The organism is Bradyrhizobium diazoefficiens USDA 110 (genome assembly GCF_000011365.1).
Taxonomy (GTDB): domain Bacteria; phylum Pseudomonadota; class Alphaproteobacteria; order Rhizobiales; family Xanthobacteraceae; genus Bradyrhizobium; species Bradyrhizobium diazoefficiens.
Window position 1 is genome coordinate 5,448,369 of record NC_004463.1, and the last position, 22,059, is coordinate 5,470,427.

Below are 22,059 nucleotides of genomic sequence, written 5' to 3' on the forward strand. Positions count from 1 at the left end.
CTCACTGCATGCGGCGCGCGGTGTTGGCACTCAGGGTCTTGGCATTCAGGGCATCGATCCTGTCCTGCCAGAATGCGCTTGCGGTGCCGAAAACGTTGTAGCCGACGTGGGTCGAGACCTTGATGCGGTCGAGGATCGACAGCTCCTTCACGGTCTCCATCCGGTTGCTGCGCGGATCGAACACGATCAGCGTCAGCGGGGTCTGTTCGAGGATAAAGCGCGACACCGCGTGGCTGCGGTCGCTGCCGTGCTCCTCGCACATGATGACGCTGTCGGTCTCAAGCAGCCGGGCGCCGCCCTTGATCGCCTCGATCTCGACACCCTCGACGTCGAGCTTGATCAGGTACTTGCCGCTGGCCTCGACCTTGCCGTCGTCGATCAGATTGTCGAGCGCGATCACGGGCACGTCCTCGCCACCCGCCGACGGATCGCCGGCGATGCTGAAGGCTTCGTGCTTCGTGCCGGACAGCCGCGCAGTACCGCGGGCAGAGCCGATCGCGCATTTCATGGTTTCGAAGCGGCCACCGTTGATGCGGGCGTTGTTGGCAAGCTTCGGATAGTTCTGGCCCGACGGCTCGATCGCGATCGCCTTGTGCGAGCCGAACGGCCTGCTCGACACCAGCACCGACCAGTAGCCGTAGTTGGCGCCGCAATCGAGCAGCGTGTAGTCGACGTCGATGGAGTCGGCGAACAGGAGCTCCAGCTCGTCCTCATAGATATAGGAACGGTTGAGCAGCTTGCTCCAATAGCCGTCGCCATACGGGAATTCGAACACGGCGTCGGGATTGAGCTTGATCGCGATATTGCGCTCGGGCAGCGTTTTCCGCAGCAGGTTCGCGCAGGCGATATAGCCCATATGCGAGAAGTGCGACGAGATCTTCGATCCCGTCACCAGCGCCAAGGCAGCCGTCCGCTCCCACAGGTTGGCCCCTTCAAGGGCCCCCGAGGCGCGGTCAAACTGGATTGGCGCCTGCGCCATCACCGATCGACCTCACCGAACACGATGTCGAGCGAACCCAGGATCGCCGAGACGTCGGCGAGCAGATGGCCGCGGCAGATGTGGTCCATGGCCTGCAGATGGGCGAAGCCCGGCGCGCGGATCTTGCACTTGTAGGGCTTGTTGGTGCCGTCGGCGACGAGATAGACGCCGAACTCGCCCTTGGGCGCCTCGACCGCGGCATAGACCTCGCCGGCCGGCACGTGAACGCCTTCGGTGTAGAGCTTGAAGTGGTGGATCAGCGCTTCCATCGAGCGCTTCATCTCGCCACGGCGCGGCGGCGCAACCTTGTTGTCCTCGACGACGACGGGACCCTTGCCCTCGGGCGCGTTCAGCTTCTGGATGCACTGCCTCATGATGCGTACCGACTGGCGCATCTCTTCCATGCGGATCAGGTAGCGGTCGTAGCAGTCGCCGTTCTTGCCGATCGGAATGTCGAAATCCATCTCGGCGTAGCACTCATAGGGCTGCGACTTGCGCAGGTCCCAGGCCGCGCCGGAGCCGCGCACCATCACGCCCGAGAAACCCCACTCCCAGGCTTCCTTCAGCGGCACCACGCCGATATCGACATTGCGCTGCTTGAAGATGCGGTTGGCGGTGAGCAGGCGGTCGAGGTCGTCCACCACCTTCAGGAACGGATCGCACCAGGCCTCGATGTCGTCGACCAGCTTCTGCGGCAGGTCCTGATGCACGCCGCCGACGCGGAAGAAGGCCGCATGCATGCGGCTGCCCGAGGCGCGCTCGTAGAACACCATCAGCTTCTCGCGCTCTTCGAAACCCCACAGCGGCGGGGTCAGCGCGCCGACGTCCATCGCCTGCGTGGTGACGTTGAGCAGATGCGACAGGATGCGGCCGATCTCGCAATAGAGCACGCGGATCAGCTGGCCGCGGCGCGGCACCTCGATGCCGAGCAGCTTTTCCGCGGCGAGGCAGAAGGCGTGCTCCTGGTTCATCGGCGCGACGTAATCGAGGCGATCGAAATAAGGGATCGCCTGGAGATAGGTCTTCTGCTCGATCAGCTTCTCGGTGCCGCGGTGAAGCAGGCCGATATGCGGGTCGACGCGCGCGACGATTTCGCCGTCCAATTCGAGCACAAGACGCAACACACCATGGGCCGCCGGATGCTGCGGCCCAAAGTTGATGGTGAAGTTGCGGAGATTTTCAGGTTGCTCGTTCATGATCAGGCCTTCGGTCCCGCCTTCTCGTCACCGGGAAGCGGATAGTCCGCCCCTTCCCACGGCGAGAGGAAATCGAACTTGCGGAATTCCTGGTTGAGCCTGACAGGCTCGTACACCACCCGCTTCTCCTGGTCGTCGTAGCGGACCTCAACGAAGCCGGTGGTCGGAAAGTCCTTGCGCAGCGGATGGCCCTCGAAACCGTAATCGGTGAGGATGCGGCGCATGTCGGGATGGCCGACGAAGAACACGCCATAGAGGTCGTAGGCCTCGCGCTCGAACCAGTCGGCGCCGGGGAACACGTCGATCAGCGACGGCACCTGCGTGGTCTCGTCGGCCTGGGCCTTGAGCCGGATCCGTGTGTTCAGGGTCGGCGACATCAGATGGTAGACGACGTCGAAGCGCTTCTCGCGCGACGGGTAGTCCACCGCCGTGATGTCGGTGAAGTTGACGAAGCGGCAGTTCGGATCGTCACGGAGGTACTTGACCACCTCGACGATCCTGGCGGCCTCGACATCCACCGTGAGCTGGTTGAAGGCCACCGAATGACCGGTGGCCGCGCCCGGAAGCGCGCTAACGATCGTTTGCCCAAGGGCGTCGAGCTTGCCATCGTCCATGACGTAAAACCTTAGCGTTCGATGGTGCCGGTGCGCCGGATCTTCTTCTGAAGCAGCAGCACGCCGTAGAGCAGCGCTTCCGCCGTGGGCGGGCAGCCCGGCACGTAGATGTCGATCGGCACGATGCGGTCACAGCCGCGCACGACCGAGTAGGAATAGTGATAGTAGCCGCCGCCATTGGCGCACGACCCCATCGAGATGACGTAGCGCGGCTCGGGCATCTGGTCGTAGACCTTGCGCAGCGCCGGCGCCATCTTGTTGGTGAGCGTGCCCGCGACGATCATCACGTCGGACTGCCGCGGCGAGGCACGCGGCGCGAAGCCGAAACGCTCGACGTCGTAGCGCGGCATCGACACCTGCATCATCTCGACCGCGCAGCAGGCGAGACCGAAGGTCATCCACATCAGCGAGCCGGTGCGCGCCCAGGTGATGAGGTCGTCGGTCGCGGCGACGAAGAAACCCTTGTCGGACAGCTCCGAATTGACCTCAAGGAAGAACGGATCGTTGGCCCCGACCGGCTTGCCGGTCGACGGATCCAGAATGCCCTTGGGGGCCGGCGCGAGAACCGGACCTGTGGACGGTGCTGGGTTCAATCCCATTCCAGTGCCCCTTTCTTCCATTCATAGGCGAACCCGACCGTCAGCACGGCGAGGAACACCACCATGGACCAGAAGCCGGTCGCGCCAAGCTTGCCGAACGCCACCGCCCAAGGAAACAGGAACGCCACCTCGAGATCGAAGATGATGAAGAGGATGGCGACCAGGTAGAAGCGGACGTCGAATTTCATGCGGGCGTCGTCGAAGGCGTTGAAACCGCACTCATACGCCGACAGCTTTTCGGGGTCCGGCTGCTGGAACGCCACGATGAAAGGCGCGATCAGCAGCACGAGGCCGATGAGGCCCGCTACCCCTATGAAGACGACGAGTGGAAGATAGTTCTGTAGAATGCCGCTCATTGGCGAGCCCTTTTTCCCGCGACGTCGGGGGAGCCGCGGATTCGTCCCGATTTGGAATTATTCTGAGCCTTAGCGCAGTGCACCAATGGGCGCAAGACACGCTCTTTTTAGGCCCTTTGCCGCCCCCAGAACGGAGAAAATCCCGGAATCACCCCGCGGCTGGTATGGAGCAGATCGCCAAGCCCAGCAAGGGCGACCGCAGTTTTGTGCAGCGGCCGTACCGAGATTGCGGTGCACAGACCAAGGCAGCGCGGGCCGCATGGCATCCGGTCAAAATGCCCGGGTTTTCCGTGCGGCAGCGCACCCGGACCCAGGCAATGACCGTCGCGGAGGCCCTTACCGTCACCCAGGCGACATAGTGTTGGCGGCCGCGGCGGCAAGAGGACAGGTGCAGCAAGGACACGTATCAGGCGCGGATGGTCGGACGAGCCATGCATCGCGACGGGACCGGGGCTCGTCTGGCGAATGCGTCGGCGCAGACCCCGCCTCGGATCGACCGCGAGCGCGGCGTCGGCGACTTGCAGGACCGTCGCACGCGCCGCGCTCGCATGAGCTCCGGGCCGGGGGGCATAGCCCGGGAGCTCATCGATCTCCCGCTGGAAGATCAGCGGTCGTCCGGTCAGCAGAACAAGGGCATGGTCGAGCTCAGGCCGGTCGGAACCTCGATATGTGCAGCGTCAACATGCCGTGCGCTCGCCCGCCCTCACCACTTGTAGGAGACGCTGGCGGTCACGCGCCGGCGATCGCCGTAGAAGCACGACGTGGCCGAGGCACAGCTCGCGACATAGATCTTGTCGGTCAGGTTGATCACGTTGAGTGCCGTGCGCCAGTTCTGCCATTCGTAGTGGAGCGCGAGGTCGCCGAGCACGACCGCGGGAACTTCAAGCGTGTTGGCGGTGTCGGCCCAGGAGGAGCCGATGTAGCGCACGCCGCCGCCGAAGCCGAAGCCCTCGAGCGGTCCGTCCCTAAAGGTGTAGTCCGCCCAGCCCGACACCAGCAGCTCCGGCGTGTTGGTCGGCGTCTTGCCGACCAACGACGGATCGAGATCCTTGCTGTTGAACAGGTGATAAGCCGTGAAGGCGCCGATCAGCTTCAGCTCCTTGGTGGCGTTCGCTACCGCTTCGAGCTCGATGCCACGCGAGGTCACCTCGCCGGTCTGGTTCTGCAAGACCGGAACACTGCCCGGCAGTGTCGTCGCCACATTTTGACGGACCAGATCGAAGGCAGATACGGTGAAATAGCCGTCAAAGCCCTTCGGCGCGATCTTCACACCGATTTCGGCCTGCTTGCCGGTCTCCGGCAGGAACAGCTGGTTCTGTGCGTTGAGGCCGACGATCGGATTGTAGCTCGTCGAATAGGAGACGTAGGGCGCGATGCCGTTGTCGAAATTGTAGATCAGGCCGGCGCGCCCGCTGAACCTGCTGTCATCGCGGCTGCTGACCGTAGCCCCCGTGTCGCGGGCGTCTTGCGTCGTCGCGACCCAATCATTGCGGCCGCTCAAGACCAGCGTAAAATTGCCGAGCTTCATCTGGTCCTGGATGTAGGTGCCGGCCTGCTTCTGCGTGATCTGGAAGTTGCGGAACGGCGTGGTCGGCAACGGGGTTTCCGCCTGACCGTAGACCGGATTGAAGATGTTGATCGAGGACACGCCGAACCCGAAGGCCTGATAGTCATCGATCTGATAACCCTTCAGGTCGACCCCGAACAGCATCGTGTGCTTCACCGGACCGGTGTCGAAGCGATATTCGAGCTGGTTGTCGAGATCGCCCTGGTTGGCGGTGTTCTTCGCATACCAATTGTAGCGGTTGAGCGTGGCGGTTGCCTGATTGCCGTAGTCGTTGCCGACATAGCCACGATAGGTCACGTCGACATGGGCAAACCGCGCATTCTGCCGGAATGTCAGATCGTCGGTGAGATTGCGCTCGAACTGGTAGCCGAGCATCTCCTGCTCGCGCGTGAACTTGTCGACGCTGGGATCGCCGGCAAAGAAGCTGGTCGGGATCTTGCCGAACGAGGCATTGGTGACCGTCCCGACATAGGGCAGGAAGTTGATGCCGCGGGTTTCCTGCCGGGAAGCGGATGCCAGCACCGTAAACGTCGTGTCGGCATCCGGCTTCCAGGTCACGGACGGTGCGATGAAGTAGTTGTTGTCGGGCGTGAAATTGACCTGCGTCGGGCCGTTCTGGACCTGGCCGACGACGCGGTAGAACAGCTTGCCGTTCTGCGCTTGCGTCGCGACCGGCCCGCCGACATCGAAGCCGACATAGGCGTTGCCGAAATTGTTGACGCCGGTCTCGACATAGCGGATCGGCTCGGCCGGCGGCAGCTTGCTGATGACGTTGACGATGCCGCTCGGGCTCGATCCGCCGTAGAGCACCGCTGACGGGCCGCGCAGCACCTCGACGCGCTCCATGTTCGGCGTCTGGAGCTTCCAGCTCGCATAGGACGTGTAGAACAGCTGCATGCCGTCGAGGAACAGCCCGACGTCGTCGGACTTGAAGCCGCGGATCAGCCACCAATCGTTGCGCGTATCCGCGCCGAAGGTCCCTGCCCGCACGCCGGCGGTGTAGCGCAGCACCTCGTCGAGCTTGTTCGCCTTCTGGTCGCGGATCTGCTCCGCACTGATGACGGACACCGACTGCGGCGTCTCCATGATCGGCGTGTCGGTTTTGGTGCCTGACGCACTGCGGCCGGCGACGTAGCCGCGCACGGGGCCGCGCGGCGTCTCGACGAAGCCGGCGTTGCGCTGCGGCTGCGGTTTGCTTCTATTCGCTGCCTGCACTGACCGCCGCGGTGCGCTACGCACGGCCGACGCGGGTGCGCGGCGGCGCGCCTCCGGCGCCGTGACGGTCACCGACGGCAGGTTCTGAGCGCCACTCTGCATAGACGATTGTGCAAGCGATGCCTGCGGCACCAAGACCCAAGCGGATGCGGTCGCCAACACGGCCGACCGCAGCATTCCAAGACTGTTCAACGCGCCACCCCAAAGCTGCATGTTCGATGCGTCATGCCGTCGTGTCCCGACACGGCATGCGTTTGCAGTGACGCTTATGTGAGGGTGCGCGATTTCCCTAATTGAAAACTTCTTAGAGAGACTCTTAGAAGCGATCCAACATTTCCAGGGATTGCCGAGACATCAGCGCGAATTTTTTTCGGCCTCGAGCATCTCGGCGGCAATCGCCGTGAGCTGATCGACCTGGCGCAGCAGCGTGTCGAACTCGGCTTCGCTCAGCGATTCAAGCAGGCGCCGATTGCGGTCCTGCGCGCCTTCGACGATCACGTCATGCGCGGCGAGACCCGCCGCGGTGAGCGAGACCAGCACCTCGCGACTGTCCTTCGGGTTGGCCGATTTCGCGATCAGCTTGCGCGAGACGAGTTCCGCAAGCGCGCGGCTGATCTGTCCCTTGTCCTGGCCGACCGCTTCGGCGAGCCGCGCGACGCTCATCGGCGGCCGCCGGCCGAGCGAGGCGACCAGACCGAACTCGACCGAGGACAATCCAGCGAGGCGCTTGTAGCGCAGGATGGCGCCGCGCTTGAGCAGATTGGCCAGCACCATCAGCCGCGACGACAGCATCACGGTGATCGGCGCCGCCTCGCTCTCGCCCGCCTCGGGCGTCGTCCACCCATCCCTCGGTGTCTGGTTCATCGTTCACCTGTGCCAAGAAAGCGGTGACCTGCCAAGTCCAAGTCCGAAGCAAGTGCCGGGCTCAAGTCCCAAGCTTGAGGCAGGCCGCCTCCTACCTCATCCGAATGCGACCAAGCGGCACTTGGAAGATCGTTGACATTGTCATCGAATTATTTTTCACTGCGACAAAGGCACAAAAAAGGCCTGGCCAGCACGGCCCACAGCGGGAGGACCAGCATGACGATCACCCAGCGGGATCGCGATCTCGGCACGGCCTATGCGATGAAACCGGCGCAGACGCGCACCGAGCTAACCTCGGTCGTGCGCGGCACGCCAATGGGCGAACTGCTCCGCCGCTACTGGCACCCGGTCGGGCTGATCGGTGATGCCACCGACACCCCGAAGAAGGTGCGGGCGCTGGGCGAGGATCTGGTGCTATTCCGCGACAAGCATGGCCGCGCCGGCCTCTTGCACGCGCGATGCTGCCATCGCGGCACCACGCTCTATTATGGCAAGGTCGAGGAGGACGGAATCCGCTGCTGCTATCACGGCTGGAAGTTCGACACCGAGGGCCACTGCCTGGAGCAGCCCTGCGAGCCCGACGGCGGCCAGTTCAAGGACAAGGTGCGCCAGCCCTGGTACCCGGTCGAAGAGCGCTACGGACTGATCTTCGCCTATATGGGCCCGGCCGAGAAACGCCCCGTGCTGCCGCGCTATGAGTGCCTCGAAAACATGGACGACGGCGAGTTCGTCGAGGCCGACGATTCCTCGATCGGCGGCGGCGGGCCGGCAGTCATTCCCTGCAACTGGCTGCAGCATTTCGAGAACGTGGTCGATCCCTATCACGTGCCGGTGCTGCACGGCTCGTTCTCGGGCCCGCAATTCACTGACATGATGGCCTCGATGCCGGAGGTGAAGTTCGACAAGACGCCGCGCGGGATCGCCGTGCGTTCGATCCGCAGGCAGGATGACGGCAAGGTGTTCTATCGCGTCACCGAAGCCGCCCTCCCCACCTTGCGCGTCGTGCCCAATCCGCGCGTGGCGCAGTTCGCCCGCGTCGAGTCGATCGGCTGGACACTGCCGATCGACGACACCTCGTTCCGCATCTACGTTGCCGGTCGCGTCAGGACATCAGGCGACATCGGCCGGATGCGCTCCAAGTTCAACGGAAAATTCTGGTGGGACATGACCGAGGCCGAGCACCAGCAATTCCCTGGTGATTACGAAGCCCAGGTCGGCCAGGGCCCGTTGACCGTTCACTCCGAGGAGCATTTCGGCCAGAGCGACCGCGGCATCCTGATGATCCGGCGCATGCTGAGCGAGCAACTGGAGGCGATGGAGGCAGATCGCGACCCGATCGGCGTGTCGTTCGATGTGGGCGCGGCGCCGGTCGAATTCGAAGCGGGGAATTACATCCGCGACGCGTGAAGCGGCCAGCTCCAATAAGGGCTGGACCGACAACGACAACAAAGACAAAATTGGGGGGATGCGATGGTCGATGTGACGTCACAAGTGTCGGTGCAAACGACTGCCGCGGCAAAGCCCTCGGCGCGGCGCTATTACGTGCTGGGGCTGCTCACCGTCATCTACGCGCTGAACTTCCTCGACCGCACGATCTTCAACGTCCTGATCGAGCCGATCAAGAAGGAGTTTGCCCTCAGCGACACCATGATGGGCCTGCTCGCAGGCTTCGGCTTCGCGCTGTTCTACTCCCTGCTCGGCATCCCCATCGCGCGCGCCGCCGACCGGCTCAACCGGCGCAACATCGTGGCCGTGGCCTTCGCGTTCTGGAGCGCGATGACGGCGCTGTGCGGCGCGGCCTCGAGCGTGACCTCGCTGGCGCTGGCGCGCATCGGCGTCGGCATCGGCGAATCCGCGGGCTCGCCCGTCTCGCAGTCGATCGTCGCCGATCTCTTTGCCAAGAACGAACGCCCGCGCGCGCTCGGCATCTACGCCATCGGCACTTATCTCGGCGTCTTCCTCGGCTATTTCGTCGGCGGCTACGTCAACCAGCACTATGGCTGGCGGATGGCCTTCTACGTCGCCGGCCTGCCGGGCATCCTGCTCGCGGCTATCCTGTGGCTGACGATCTCGGAGCCGAAGCGCGGCGCGATGCAGGAGAGCTTCGTGCCCGAGCCGCTCGGCCCGACGCTGCGCTTCCTCGCCTCGCAGCGGAGCTTCATCATCGTGCTGATCGGCTTCTGCCTCACCACCTACACCAACTACGCGACCGCGGCGTGGATCCCCCCGTTCCTCGCGCGCGTGCACCACCTGTCGAGCGCCGAGATCGGCACCTATGCCGGCACCTTCAAGGGGCTCGCCGGAATGGCCGGCACCCTGCTCGGCGGCTTCGTGGTGGCGCAAGTGAGCCGCGGCGACGACCGCTGGAAGCTCTGGGCGCCCGCGATCACCTCAGGTCTCGCCGGTCCGGTGTTCGCGCTGTGCATGCTGACGCAGGATTTCGCGATGATGGTCGCGATGCTGGCGCTGACCTCGTTCCTGGTCGGCTTCCATCTCGGGCCGATCTTCGCGATCGCGCAGACCGTGGCAAAGCCGAGCATGCGCGCGCTGGCCTCCGCCCTGATCGCGCTCACCGCCACCTGCTTCGGCCAGGGCGTCGGCCCGCTGGCCGTCGGCATGGTCAACGATGCCCTCAAAGGCAGCTATGGCGCGGACGCCGTGCGTTATTCCCTGCTCTCGGCGGCGGTCACGACCACGTTGGGCGCCCTGCTGTTCGTCTGGGCGGCCTGCACCATCCGGGACGATATCGGCCGGGCCGCCGCCTGAGGGCGCCGCCTCGCCGCAAGCGCGGCGAAACCAACCGGGCTTATTAATGAAACCATTTTGCGGAACCCGCGAAACCATCCGGAAACAGATGGTCCTTAAGACATGAGCCCATAGACGGCGGCAAAGCCCGTCGGGAGGCTCAGATGAACCACTCAATTCACTCTGCTGATCGTGCGACCCACCTGAAGATCGTGGTGGTGGCGCTGGTTGCCGGCATTGCAGTGGCCGGTTTCGGGATTGCTGCCCGTACCAACGCCGATTACGGCCAGACCGCCCAGTCCACCCAGATGATCAAGGCCGGCAAGCCTGTGGCGATCACCAGCGCGGGCACGTCGGAGATTCGCTGACGGCGAAAAGGTTCGATTTGACCCCCAACCGGCCGCCCTCGGGCGGCCTTTTGATTTTCAGCCGTCGACTGAAGGTGGCCTGCCAAGCCTTTGAAATGTCAAGGGTGTATTCTATAGCTCGACGAGCCGGCAGACTGCGCCAAAGTCAGTCGGCCCGGTAGCTGCCGCAGCAATGCTTGAATTTCTGCCCCGAGCCGCAGGGACAGGGATCATTCCGGCCGGCATCGGCCTGCCCGTAGCGCAGCCGGTTCAATATCTTGCTGTTCTGTTCGAGGATCATCTTGCGGCGCGCCTCCTGCACCTCGATGACCGCCGCATTGTCGCCGGTATCCCAGAACGCCTGCGGCTTCAGGTGGGCGAGCTTGCCGCTGACATAGACGGGGTAAAACCAGCCGAGCGTTCCGTCGCGCAGGCGCTGCAGCGTCGTCAGGTCGTAGAGGAAGAAACCTGCCTCCAGCAGCGTCGCGTTGATGTCCTGGAAGTCGTCGATGTCGGCCTCGCACACGACGACGCTGCAATTTTCGAGCACGTAACGCGCGCCCTTCAGCGCGGCCTTTTCGGCGCCCTGCACGTCGAGCTTGAGCAGGAACGGCGGCTCGAGCGACAGTTCCTTGACCAGCGCATCGAGTGTCGTCGCCGGCACCTTGACCTTGCTCTTGATCAGGTCGTTGAGCCGCGCCCAGTAGAGATCGCCCGCCGGGCGCACGGACGACCAGTAGGGATGCACCGACTCGGTGATCTCGATCTCACCCTCATGGTCGGTGATGGCGCAGATCCGATAGTGCCCGCCAAGCACCTCCTTGATGGCCTTCAGGGAGTTCTCATAGATCCGGTTGGCATCAATGTTGAGCGGCACCGCACCACCGAGCCGTGACAGGTGGTTAAGAACGAAATGCCCATCGGCACAGCCAAGGTCGATCACGGCCCCGTACCGCACGCCCTTGGCGAACAAATTTTGCAGCGTTGCGCTGAAATCGGCTGCCTGCATTGGATTGATCCGAATGAGAGCGGTTTGACCGGTCGTCGGCGGTCTGGCGGGTTGCACAATGTGTTGCACACCGCTTGTTGCGGGCAAGATCGGAAACACGAAAAAATCGAAAATAACGACCACCCGCTCGCCGATCGTCGCATACGCGCTTTGCTCCGCTGGCGGTTTGCCAGGGAGGGTTTCTATTCAGCGATTAAGTTATTGATTTCCGCCATAAAATGGCGCGAGAGACGGGGCTCGAACCCGCGACCTCCGGCGTGACAGGCCGGCGCTCTAACCAACTGAGCTACTCCCGCGTGGCGCACAGATGTCCGCGGAACGAGGGGGGACTTAAAGGCCGGGCTTGGTGAAGTCAAGGACGTTGCATCCACAGCCTGAAGGAGCGGATATCCGCCGGTGGCGCGCAGGAACGTGACCCGGCCGCGCCGGGCGGCGTAGTCAGTCCGGTCCCGAATCGTCTACGCCTCCGGGAACCTGCGGGGTCCGGGGGCGGTCTCCCCAGCCACCGGCAAGAATCGAGGAGGCCAGACATGGCGAAGAAGGCAGCCGCTCCCGCCACCATCACCCTCAAGCACCTCGCCGCCGACATCGCGGAAAGCCAGGACCTGTCGAAGAAGCACGCCGAGGCCGTCCTCACCGACATGGTCGAGCTGATCGCCAAGCACCTGAAGAAGGGCGACCGCGTCCGGATCGTGGGGCTGGGCATCCTCCAGGTCCGCAAGCGCGCGGCCCGCACCGGCCGCAATCCCGCCACAGGCGAGCCCATCCACATCAAGGCCAGCAAGAAGGTCGCCTTCCGCCCGGTCAAGGAACTGAAAGAGGCGATCTGAGGTGACTGTTCGTTAAGCCTGATCGAAGCTCGTTCCGGCCGCAACGTGGCCCGCTTTTCTGATATACCGCCTGCTCCCCCTGACCCCCGGCGGTTTGACCAGAAATGTCCTCACTCATCTTCACGCATACCGTGACCGAGCGCTTCCTGCGCTACGTCACCATCGACACCCAGTCCGATCCGGAATCCCCCAGCTCGCCCTCGACCGAGAAGCAGAAAGACCTCGGCCGCGTCCTCGTCACCGAGCTGAAGGCAATGGGCGTCGCCGACGCCCATCTCGACGACTACGGCTACGTTTACGCAACGATCCCGGCCAACACCGACAAGAAGGTGCCGGTGATCTGCTTCTGCTCGCACATGGACACCTCGCCCGACGTCACCGGCAAGGACGTGAAACCGCAGGTCGTGAAGAACTATCGCGGCGGCGACATCACCCTGCCGGGCGATACCAGCCAGGTGATCCGCTTCGCCGAGCATCCCGCGCTGAAGAACCAGATCGGCAACGACATCATCACCACCGACGGCACCACGCTGCTGGGCGCCGACAACAAGGCCGGCGTCGCCGAGATCATGGATGCCGCGCATTTCTTCATCTACAACCCCGATGCGAAGCACGGCACCCTCAAGATCCTGTTCACGCCGGACGAGGAAATCGGCCGCGGCGTCGACAATGTCGACATCAAGAAGCTTGGCGCCGATTTCGGCTACACCATGGACGGCGAGACCGCGGGCTCCGTCGAGGACGAGACCTTCTCGGCTGATGGTGCCACCATCACCATCAACGGCGTCAGTGCCCATCCGGGCTATGCCAAGGGCAAGATGGAGCACGCGATCAAGATCGCAGCCGCCATCGTCGAGCGACTCCCGAAGGAAGGCTGTTCGCCCGAGACGACGTCAGGCAAGCAGGGCTTCCTGCATCCAATCGGCATCGACGGTGCGCTCGAGCAGGCAACGCTCTCCTTCATCGTGCGCGACTTCACCGACGAAGGGCTGAAGGAGAAGGAGGTCCTGCTCGAGAACATCGTCAAGGATGTGATGAAGGACTATCCGCGCTCGACCTACAAGTTCGAGGTCAAGGAGCAGTATCGCAACATGAAGCAGGTGATCGACCGTCACCCGCACATTCTCGAATACGCCATCGAGGCGATCCGCCGCGCCGGCCTGCGCCCGATGCGCACCGCGATCCGCGGCGGCACCGACGGCTCGCGCCTGTCCTTCATGGGCCTGCCCTGCCCCAACATCTTCGCGGGCGAGCACGCGTTCCATTCGCGCCTGGAATGGGTCAGCCGGCAGGACATGGAAAAGGCGGTGCAGACGATCGTGCACCTCGCCATGATCTGGGAGGAGAAAGCGTAGGCGCGCGGCTAATCTCGGCGCGCGAAATAATTCCAAGCCCTAGGGAACGTTGGCGATCCAAGTCCCAAGGACGAAGATTGTGAGCACAAAGGCCTTAGCCGGTCAGCCCCGGGCTGGGGCCTTTTCGCGTCTCGATTGCGCCCGGGACCAGCCTGCCCCTCAGGCGGTCGCAGCAGCTTGGCCGCCGCGATACTCCGCCCACGCTTGCCGCAGGATCTGCAAAGATGAGGTGAGGAAAATTCCCGCCATCACGGCGGCAACAGCGAGATCAGGCCATGCCGTTCCGGTACCGAATACGCCAACGGCAGCAATCATCACAATGACGTTGCCGACCGCGTCATTGCGCGAGCAGAGCCATACCGACCGCACGTTGGCGTCGCCGTCCTTGTAGCGCGCGAGCAGGAGAACCGAGGTCAGATTCGCCGCCAGCGCGGCCAGGCTCATCGCTCCCATCAGCTCCGCACGGGGAAGCCCCAGGATCAGGGTCTGATAGACCGTTGATCCGAACACCCAGGCTGCCATCGCGCTGAGCGACACCCCCTTGAACAGTGCGGCGGTGGCCCGTGTCTTGAGGCTCGCGCCGATGACCGAAAGGCTCAAGCCGTAGGTGACTGTATCGGCCAGGAAGTCGAGAGCGTCGGCCTTGAGAGCCTGCGAGCCGGCCAAGTGGCCCGCCACCATTTCGCTCACGAACATCGCCGCGTTGATGGCGATGACGGTCCACAATATGCGCTTGTATCGTGGATCAAGCCCGTCGAAGACCGGAACACCTGCCGAGCAGCAGTCGGCGCAGCCCGACGTGGCGACCTCCTCCACGCGGGGTTTGGCGGCCTTCTCGCAGCACGCGTCGTGTGAGCAGCAGGACTCTTCAGGCACTCCAGGCTCCCTCCGGCGTCCCATTTTACCATGCGCCTGTAACGATGGCGATCTTCCAGGCGCGGTTCCACAATTGCCTCGGCCTCTAGTCCCTACGAACGAAGTCATCCCAATCCGCGTTGCGGACCACTCGATCGACCCCTCGCACCGTTTGCCTTGGAGGAGGAAAATGAGAACCTTGCGAACTGACTGTAACCAAGTCGGCAATACGAGCGAACTATAGCCATGTGGGTATGACGACCACGGAAACCGAGCTCAAGGCACTCATGCTTGCCAGCCAGGATGGCGATGCTGCGGCGCATCGCATGCTGCTTGAGCGGCTGAGCCGCCATTTGCGCGCCTATTACAAGGGCAAGTTCGCGAAAATAGGCCGAGGCGTGGCGGAGGCCGAGGATCTGGTTCAGGAGGCCGTGCTGGCGATCCACCTCCAGCGACACACCTACGATCCGCAGGAGCTGTTAACGCCCTGGGTGCACGCGATCGCGCGCTACAAGCTGATCGATTTTCTCCGCCGAAACCGGGCCTCGGTTACCGACGTGCCGATCGACGAGGCGGGCGACGTCATTGCCAATGACGATAACCTCAGCGCCGAGAGCAGCTTCGATCTCAGGCGGTTGCTCAAACACCTGCCGGAAAAGATGCAATGCGCGATCGAGGCCGTGAAACTCGACGGGCTGAGCGTCGCTGAAGCGGCACAGCGCTGCCACATCTCGGAATCGGGCGTGAAGGTCAATATTCACCGCGGGCTGAAGACCCTGGCGGCGTTGATCGCACAGAGGACGCAAACATGAAGACGGACGAGCTGATCAGCGCGCTCAGCGCGGGTGTCGAACCGGTCAACCGGCGACAGGTCAACCGCAGCGTCGGCACTGCGCTTGTGGTTGGAATGGCCGTTGCAATCGGAGTCACGTTCTTGGCACTCGGTGTCCGCACCGACCTGACCACGCCACGCACCCTGATTTTTCTGTTCCTGAAGATCGCATTCGCGTTCGGCACCACAGGCGCGGCGGCGGTCTATCTGGCACGGCTGGCGCGGCCTGGCGGGGAACGAAGGGTATCCCCGGGCCTCGCCGCACTGCCCTTTGTGGCGATCCTCCTGCTTGCCGGCATCAGCCTTGGGCAGGCGCCGAGCTCGCACTGGGACAGGATGGTGATGGGCGATCAATGGCTCGAATGCCTCATCTCGATTCCGATCATCGCGATTGTCCCGTTTGCCGTCGTCATCTGGGCTGTGCGACAGGCGGCTCCGACCAATCTGGTCCGTACCGGCGCCTTCAGCGGGCTCGTCGCAGGTGGCATGAGCGCGATGGCCTATGCGCTTCACTGCACCGACGACTCGCTGCCCTTCGTCGCGCTCTGGTATGGCGGTACGATCGTGCTGTGCACCCTCGCAGGCGCATTGTTGGGACCCCGGCTGCTGCGCTGGTGAGAGGCTGCACTCACGTCGGCGTGAGCCTGTAACCGACTCGCGGATGGCTCCGAACTCCTCAGAAGAAGCGCAACAGAGGCGCTTCCGCGAAAATCATGGAGCCGGAACTATGTTGACGAAGAGCCTTCTCGCACTCACGCTTCTCTTGGCCGTCTCGGCCAGCGCCCATGCGGGCTCGACCATTTCCGACAGGAGCTATTGGCCGAATGAGGCCAGGCAAACCTCGCAATCCAGAACGTTTGTCCTACCTCAAGGCCCGTATTCCGCGTTGGCCTATGATCGACAAGCGCCTGAGCTGCCCGCCACCGCACCGGCGGGCGGCGCATCCGGATGGCGTTATCAGGGAGGCCCCAAATCCCATTAGGATTGCGCAATAACATGGTACTCCGCGATCGCTCGAAACGGTTAACCACCAGCGCTCCCTGCTCTCACACTTGTGAACCGGGGGACTTTCCAGTGTTGCCACCGTGTGAGAGTGTCGCGCAATGATGGCTTGTCGCATCCTCAGGCTCGTGCTCGCGGTCCTCGTGACCGCGGGGCTGATGGTTGCGCCGCTGGTGACACCAGCAGCGGCGGAGCCTCTGATGGCTAGCGACATGCAGATGACCGGCGCACAGGACATGTCGGCGGACATGCCGTGCTGCCCCGACGAGCAGAACAGCAAGCAATGCCAGGACTGCCCGCTCCTCGCGATCTGCATGCTGAAGGCGTTGCAGGCAGGACGTGTCGTCGCGACCGCCATCCGCTATGCGCGTCCTCTCGCGCTGCTTCGGCCGCTCGATGATGCCATCGGCGACGGCCTCACCCGCCCACCTCCGGATCATCCCCCTCGATCGATCGTCTGACAGGCGCTCCGCCGCCTGGTGAACATGCGTGCCGCAATCGGCGCGCATGGCTGCATACCGTCTCGCGACGCGTCACGTCGTTGCGTGCGACTCCATCAGACCCGTCGAGGAAATTGAAATCATGACAACGTCCCACGTCGCGCGCGCCGCCATGGCCGCGCTGATCGCCACCGCGTTTGCGACCTCCGCACGCGCCGAAATCAAGAACTATGAATTCCAGCTCATGCAGCCGACCGTCAAGGCCGGCGCCGATCGCATCGTGACGGTACGGCTGGTCAACAAGACCTCCGGCAAGACCGTGCCGGATGCCGTGGTCTTCGCCAGCCGGCTCGACATGGCGCCCGACGGCATGCAGGAGATGGCCACCAAGGTCACGCCGATGCCGGGCACCGAGCCCGGCACCTACCGTTTCAAGGCCACCTTCGGCATGGCCGGGCGCTGGCAGCTCTCGCTTGGCGCCAAGGTGCAGGGCGAAAGCGGCACGGTCGAAAACAAGCTCGTCGTCACGGCCGAGCAATGAGCAAGAGCCGCCTCATCGGCACTACCGCTGCGCTTGTCGCAGCGGTAGGCGCCGCGCTGTTTGCCGGCAGCTTTTTGCCGGCGAATGGCGATCCGATTTTGTCCGCAGCGAATGCGGCGGATACGGCCGCCCCGCTCTATTATCAGGATCCGGACGGCAAGCCGCTCTATTCGCCGACGCCGAAGAAGACCGAGGACGGCCGCGACTACGTCGCCGTACCGGCGCCGTCCGATGCCGACGAGCCTAAAGGCGAGCACAAGGCCGATCGCAAGATCAAATATTACCGCAACCCGATGGGCCTGCCCGACACCTCACCAGTGCCGAAGAAGGATTCGATGGGGATGGATTACATCGCCGTCTATGACGGCGACGACAGCGACGACGGTTCGGTCAAGCTGTCGCCCGGCAAAATCCAGCGCAGCGGCGTCAAATCGGAGCCTGCCGAACTACGGCGGCTGCGGACGCTGGTGCGCGCGCCCGGCACTATCCAGCTCGACGAACGCCGGATCTCGGTCATCGCCATGCGCGCCGAGAGTTTTGTGCAGAAGGTTGCCGACGTCACCACCGGAAGCCGCGTGACCAAGGGGCAGTCGCTGATGGAGATCTACAGTCCGGCCGTATCGTCCGCAGCGGCCGAATATCTCGCGACCATCACCTCGAAGACGACCGCGGGCATCGAACCCTACGGCCGGGGCTCGCGGCAGCGGCTGGTCAATCTCGATGTCCCCGAACCCGTCATCGCCGAGATGGAGAAGAGCCATGCGGTGCCGATCACCATCCAATGGTCGTCGCCGCGTGACGGCATCGTGCTCCAGCGCAACGCCATCGACGGCATGCGCGCCCAGCCCGGCGACATCCTGTTTCGCATCGCCGATATCTCGCTGGTGTGGGCCAATGTCGACGTCGCCGAGCGCGACCTCGGCGGCATTGCCGTCGGCCAGCCCGTGACGGTGCGGGCGCGCAGCTATCCCGGTCGGGATTTTGGCGGCCGGATCAGCGTCATCTATCCGCAGCTGAACAAGGAAACGCGCACAGCGCGGATACGGATCGAACTCGCCAACGACGATCTCGCGCTGCTTCCCGACATGTATGTCGATGCCGCGATCGATACCGGCAATCCGGCGCCGGTGCTCAGCGTGGCCGAAAGCGCGGTGCTCGACACCGGCAGCCGGCAGGCCGTCCTGGTCGACAAGGGACAGGGCCGCTTCGAGCCGCGCGAGGTCAAGCTCGGGCGGCGGGGCGACGGCTATGTCGAGATCCGCGACGGGCTTGCCGAGGGCGACGTCATCGTCACCTCCGCCAACTTCCTGATCGATGCCGAGAGCAACCTCAAGGCGGCCCTCAAAGGACTCGCCGAAGGCGGCAACGCCCAAGGCACTAACGCGCAAGGCACTGATGCGCACGGCGGCCACGCGATGGGAGGCAAGCCATGATCGCGCGCATCATCGCCTGGTCGGCACGCAACCTGCTGCTGGTCCTGTTCGGCACCGGCTTTGCCGCCGCGGCCGGCCTCTATGCCTTGCTCCATCTGCCGCTGGACGCCATTCCAGACCTCTCCGACACCCAGGTCATCGTCTACACCGAATATCAGGGCCAGGCGCCCCAGGTGATCGAGGATCAGGTCACCTATCCCCTCACCACTGCGATGCTGACGGTGCCAAGGTCGAAGGTGGTGCGCGGCTTCTCCTTCTTCGGCGTCTCCTTCGTCTACGTCATCTTCGAGGACGGTACCGACATCTACTGGGCCCGTTCGCGCGTGCTCGAATTCCTCAACGGCGCCGCGTCGCGGCTGCCCGCCGGCGTCACGCCCACGATCGGGCCCGACGCCACCGGCGTCGGCTGGGTCTACCAATATGCGGTGATGTCCAAGGAATTGAACCTTGCTGAGACGCGGACGATCCAGGACTGGAATCTGAAGTTTGCGCTCGCCAAGGCGGAAGGCGTGGCGGAGATCGCGAGCATCGGCGGCTTCGTGCGGCAATACAACGTCATCCTCGATCCGCAGCGCATGCGCGACCTCGGCATCACCATGCAGAAGATGCGCGATGCCATCCGCGCCAGCAATGCCGACGTCGGCGGCCGCACCGTCGAGCTTTCCGAGTTCGAATATGTCATTCGCGGCAAGGGCTATCTGAAAAGCGTCGACGACATCGGCAACATCGTGCTGAAGACCGACAACGGAACGCCGGTCAAGCTGCGCGACGTCGCCCGCGTCGAGCTCGGACCGGACGAGCGGCGCGGCATCGCCGAGCTCAACGGCGAGGGCGAGGTGGCGAGCGGCATCGTGCTGCAGCGCTTCGGCATGAACGCACTCGACGTAATCGAGGGCGTCAAGAAGCGATTCAGGGAGATCGCAACCAGCCTGCCGAAATCGGTCGAGATCGTTCCGGTCTACGACCGCTCCAACCTGATCAAGGCCGCGATCGAGACGCTCCGGCATACGCTGCTCGAGGAGAGCATCGTGGTGGCGCTGGTCTGCATCGTGTTCCTGCTGCATGTCCGCAGCGCGCTGGTTGCCATCCTGATGCTCCCCGTCGGGGTGCTGATGGCGTTCGGGGCGATGAAGCTGCTCGGGATCGGCTCCAACATCATGAGCCTCGGCGGCATCGCGATCGCGATCGGCGCCATGATCGACGCGGCGATCGTCATGATCGAGAACGCGCACAAGCATCTCGAGCGCGCCGCGCCCGGCCATTCGCGGGTGGCGATCCTGATCGAGGCCGCCGCCGAGGTCGGCCCGGCGCTGTTCTTCAGCCTGCTGATCATCACCGTCTCGTTCATGCCGATCTTCACCCTGGAATCGCAGGAGGGCCGGCTGTTCAGCCCGCTCGCCTTCACCAAGACCTTCGCGATGGCGGCGGCGGCGCTGCTGTCGGTCACGCTGGTGCCGGCGCTGATGGTGATCTTCGTCCGCGGCAGGATCATCCCGGAGCACAAGAACCCGATCAACCGCTTCCTGATCTGGATCTACCGGCCGGTGATATCAGGCGTGCTGCGGGCGCGGATCCCAGTGATCTTGCTCGCACTTGGCGTGCTCGCCGCCTCGATCTGGCCGGCAGGCCGGCTCGGCTCCGAGTTCATGCCGAATCTCAACGAAGGCACCCTGCTCTACATGCCGACGACGCTTCCCGGCATTTCCGTGACCAAGGCGGCCGAGCTGATGCAGACCCAGGACCGCATCATCCGCTCGTTTCCGGAAGTCGCCTCGGTCTACGGCAAGGCCGGTCGTGCGGCAACCGCGACCGATCCGGCGCCGTCGGAGATGTTCGAGACCATCGTCGACCTCAAGCCGAAGGAGCAGTGGCGCGCCGGCGTGACGATCGACAGCCTGATCGCCGAGATGGACAAGGCGCTGCAGTTTCCGGGCGTCTCCAACGCCTGGACCATGCCGATCAAGGCGCGCATCGACATGCTCTCGACCGGCATCCGCACCCCCGTTGGCATCAAGGTCATGGGCACCGATCTCGCCGGGATCGACAAGGTGGCCCGGCAGATCGAGCAGGTGCTCAAGGCGGTGCCCGGCACCTCCTCGGCCTATGCCGAGCGGAGCCTCGGCGGCTACTATCTCGAGATCACGCCGGACCGCGAGGCGCTGTCGCGTTACGGCATCATGGTGCAGGACGTGCAGGACACGATTGCGACCGCGCTCGGCGGCCAGACGGTGACGACGACCGTCGAGGGCCGGCAGCGCTTCACCGTCAACATGCGCTATCCGCGCGACCTGCGCGACAATCCGAAGGCGATCGCCAGCGACATCCTGGTGCCGATGCCGGGCGGCGGCGCCGTCCCGCTCGGCGAGGTCGCAAGCGTCACGCCGGCGCGCGGGCCGACCTCGATCCGGACCGAGAACGGCCAGCTCGCCACCTACATCTATGTCGACATCCGCGACCGTGACCTCGGCGGCTATGTCGCCGATGCGAGGGCTGCGGTGCAGGCGAGCGTCCAGTTCCCATCAGGCTACTATGTGGTCTGGAGCGGGCAATACGAATATCTGGAACGCGCCACCGCGCGGCTGAAGATCGTGGTGCCGGTAACGCTGCTGATCATCTTCCTGCTGCTCTACCTCAACTTCCGCTCGATCACCGAGACCATGATCGTGATGCTCTCCCTGCCCTTCGCCCTCGTCGGTGGCCTGTGGCTGATGTGGTGGCTCGGCTTCAATCTCTCGGTCGCGGTCGCCGTCGGCTTCATCGCGCTCGCGGGCGTGGCGGCCGAGACCGGCGTGGTGATGCTGATCTATCTCAACCACGCCCTTGCCGAGACCGAAGCGCGCTGCGCGCGCGCCGGCCGTGTCCTGACTCGCGACGATCTCGACAAGGCAATCATGGAAGGTGCGGTCGAGCGCGTCCGCCCGAAGATGATGACGGTGGTTGCGATCATGGCCGGCCTGCTGCCGATCATGTGGAGCAGCGGGACGGGATCGGAGATCATGCAGCGGATCGCCGTGCCCATGATCGGCGGCATGATCTCGTCGACGCTGCTGACGCTGATCGTGATCCCCGCAATCTTCGGCCTGGTGAAGGGCTTCGGGCTCCGTACGGGCGATGGGGCTGTCGCGTCGGAGCAAATTCCGGAGGCCGCCGAATGAGCTCGTAATCCCCCGGAATGTTGCGCCCCGGTCGCACTCGCATCATGAGGTGCGGCTGCGACGTTGAGTTCCCCACACGTAACACTATTGCGGGTCGACACTGTTCCCGCTGCCATGCTAGGCCA

Annotated in this window: 20 protein-coding genes, 1 tRNA gene and 1 pseudogene; 12 read left to right on the forward strand and 10 right to left on the reverse strand. The window is 64.0% G+C overall.

Annotated features, from left to right (window positions below; translation table 11 throughout):
* Position 1: 1 nt before the first annotated feature.
* Genes BJA_RS24715 through BJA_RS24735 form a run of 5 tightly spaced genes read right to left on the reverse strand, consistent with a single transcriptional unit; the run spans position 2 to position 3,744 of the window.
* A complete protein-coding gene (locus tag BJA_RS24715; RefSeq protein ID WP_038966297.1) occupies positions 2-979 on the reverse strand; it encodes an FkbM family methyltransferase in 978 nt (325 codons plus the stop codon).
* The gene (locus BJA_RS24720; RefSeq protein WP_011087682.1) at positions 979-2,175 is read right to left on the reverse strand and encodes an NADH-quinone oxidoreductase subunit D; all 1,197 of its coding nucleotides are present in this window, start codon (positions 2,173-2,175) and stop codon (positions 979-981) included. The genes BJA_RS24715 and BJA_RS24720 overlap by 1 nt, the downstream gene beginning before the upstream one ends.
* A gap of 2 nt (positions 2,176-2,177) precedes the next feature.
* Entirely contained in the window at positions 2,178-2,789 is a 612-nt protein-coding gene (locus BJA_RS24725; protein ID WP_011087683.1) for an NADH-quinone oxidoreductase subunit C, read from the reverse strand.
* Positions 2,790-2,800: 11 nt separating this feature from the next.
* Positions 2,801-3,382, reverse strand: a complete 582-nt coding sequence (locus BJA_RS24730; RefSeq protein WP_370140497.1) for a NuoB/complex I 20 kDa subunit family protein — start codon at positions 3,380-3,382, stop codon at positions 2,801-2,803.
* On the reverse strand, positions 3,379-3,744 hold the full coding sequence (locus tag BJA_RS24735) for an NADH-quinone oxidoreductase subunit A (RefSeq protein ID WP_008136158.1): 366 nt from the start codon (positions 3,742-3,744) through the stop codon (positions 3,379-3,381). Before BJA_RS24735 ends, BJA_RS24730 begins: the two co-directional genes overlap by 4 nt.
* Positions 3,745-3,908: 164 nt before the next feature.
* Between BJA_RS24735 and BJA_RS24740 the strand changes: the two genes are divergently transcribed.
* Entirely contained in the window at positions 3,909-4,103 is a 195-nt protein-coding gene (locus BJA_RS24740; protein WP_038966298.1) for a hypothetical protein, read from the forward strand.
* Between the two features lie 344 nt (positions 4,104-4,447).
* Here the strand turns inward: BJA_RS24740 and BJA_RS24745 are convergent, their stop codons facing one another.
* The gene (locus tag BJA_RS24745) at positions 4,448-6,703 is read right to left on the reverse strand and encodes a TonB-dependent siderophore receptor (RefSeq protein ID WP_038966299.1); all 2,256 of its coding nucleotides are present in this window, start codon (positions 6,701-6,703) and stop codon (positions 4,448-4,450) included.
* A 177-nt stretch (positions 6,704-6,880) separates the two neighbouring features.
* Entirely contained in the window at positions 6,881-7,390 is a 510-nt protein-coding gene (locus tag BJA_RS24750) for a MarR family winged helix-turn-helix transcriptional regulator (protein WP_011087686.1), read from the reverse strand.
* Positions 7,391-7,606: 216 nt separating this feature from the next.
* Here BJA_RS24750 and BJA_RS24755 point away from each other — a divergent pair, with 216 nt between their 5' ends.
* The 3 genes from BJA_RS24755 to BJA_RS24765 all read left to right on the forward strand — a co-directional run bounded on the left by BJA_RS24755 (position 7,607) and on the right by BJA_RS24765 (position 10,503).
* On the forward strand, positions 7,607-8,797 hold the full coding sequence (locus tag BJA_RS24755) for an aromatic ring-hydroxylating dioxygenase subunit alpha (RefSeq protein ID WP_011087687.1): 1,191 nt from the start codon (positions 7,607-7,609) through the stop codon (positions 8,795-8,797).
* Positions 8,798-8,860: 63 nt separating this feature from the next.
* Positions 8,861-10,156, forward strand: coding sequence for a spinster family MFS transporter (locus BJA_RS24760; RefSeq protein ID WP_011087688.1), 1,296 nt, complete (start codon positions 8,861-8,863; stop codon positions 10,154-10,156).
* A gap of 143 nt (positions 10,157-10,299) precedes the next feature.
* Positions 10,300-10,503 carry a hypothetical protein gene (locus BJA_RS24765; protein ID WP_028171704.1) on the forward strand — a complete coding sequence of 68 codons (204 nt, stop codon included), beginning with the start codon at positions 10,300-10,302 and terminating at the stop codon, positions 10,501-10,503.
* Between the two features lie 145 nt (positions 10,504-10,648).
* On the opposite strand, the gene BJA_RS24770 is transcribed toward BJA_RS24765, so the two are convergent.
* Together BJA_RS24770 and BJA_RS24775 are read right to left on the reverse strand one after the other, a co-directional pair.
* Positions 10,649-11,491, reverse strand: a complete 843-nt coding sequence (locus tag BJA_RS24770) for an FkbM family methyltransferase (protein WP_236842066.1) — start codon at positions 11,489-11,491, stop codon at positions 10,649-10,651.
* Between the two features lie 219 nt (positions 11,492-11,710).
* Positions 11,711-11,787 (reverse strand) — tRNA-Asp (locus tag BJA_RS24775).
* A gap of 228 nt (positions 11,788-12,015) precedes the next feature.
* Between BJA_RS24775 and BJA_RS24780 the strand changes: the two are divergent.
* Both BJA_RS24780 and pepT read left to right on the forward strand, forming a co-directional pair.
* Positions 12,016-12,321 (forward strand): annotated as a pseudogene (locus BJA_RS24780) (HU family DNA-binding protein); the annotation flags it as partial.
* A gap of 104 nt (positions 12,322-12,425) precedes the next feature.
* Positions 12,426-13,676, forward strand: a complete 1,251-nt coding sequence (pepT, locus tag BJA_RS24785; protein ID WP_011087691.1) for a peptidase T — start codon at positions 12,426-12,428, stop codon at positions 13,674-13,676.
* A 159-nt stretch (positions 13,677-13,835) separates the two neighbouring features.
* Here the strand turns inward: pepT and BJA_RS24790 are convergent, their stop codons facing one another.
* On the reverse strand, positions 13,836-14,552 hold the full coding sequence (locus BJA_RS24790) for a cation transporter (RefSeq protein WP_038966301.1): 717 nt from the start codon (positions 14,550-14,552) through the stop codon (positions 13,836-13,838).
* A gap of 233 nt (positions 14,553-14,785) precedes the next feature.
* On the opposite strand from BJA_RS24790, the gene BJA_RS24795 reads away from it, so the two are divergent.
* From BJA_RS24795 to BJA_RS24820, 6 genes are all read left to right on the forward strand, one after another.
* The gene (locus BJA_RS24795; protein ID WP_028171699.1) at positions 14,786-15,343 is read left to right on the forward strand and encodes a sigma-70 family RNA polymerase sigma factor; all 558 of its coding nucleotides are present in this window, start codon (positions 14,786-14,788) and stop codon (positions 15,341-15,343) included.
* Positions 15,340-15,981, forward strand: a complete 642-nt coding sequence (locus tag BJA_RS24800) for an NrsF family protein (protein ID WP_011087694.1) — start codon at positions 15,340-15,342, stop codon at positions 15,979-15,981. Before BJA_RS24795 ends, BJA_RS24800 begins: the two co-directional genes overlap by 4 nt.
* 485 nt (positions 15,982-16,466) lie before the next feature.
* On the forward strand, positions 16,467-16,826 hold the full coding sequence (locus BJA_RS24805) for a hypothetical protein (RefSeq protein ID WP_011087695.1): 360 nt from the start codon (positions 16,467-16,469) through the stop codon (positions 16,824-16,826).
* A gap of 121 nt (positions 16,827-16,947) precedes the next feature.
* The gene (locus BJA_RS24810) at positions 16,948-17,346 is read left to right on the forward strand and encodes a FixH family protein (RefSeq protein WP_028171697.1); all 399 of its coding nucleotides are present in this window, start codon (positions 16,948-16,950) and stop codon (positions 17,344-17,346) included.
* Positions 17,343-18,779, forward strand: a complete 1,437-nt coding sequence (locus BJA_RS24815) for an efflux RND transporter periplasmic adaptor subunit (protein ID WP_011087697.1) — start codon at positions 17,343-17,345, stop codon at positions 18,777-18,779. The genes BJA_RS24810 and BJA_RS24815 overlap by 4 nt, the downstream gene beginning before the upstream one ends.
* Positions 18,776-21,934: an efflux RND transporter permease subunit gene (locus tag BJA_RS24820; RefSeq protein ID WP_011087698.1), complete on the forward strand. Its 3,159-nt coding sequence runs from the start codon at positions 18,776-18,778 to the stop codon at positions 21,932-21,934. Before BJA_RS24815 ends, BJA_RS24820 begins: the two co-directional genes overlap by 4 nt.
* Positions 21,935-22,059 lie beyond the last annotated feature (125 nt).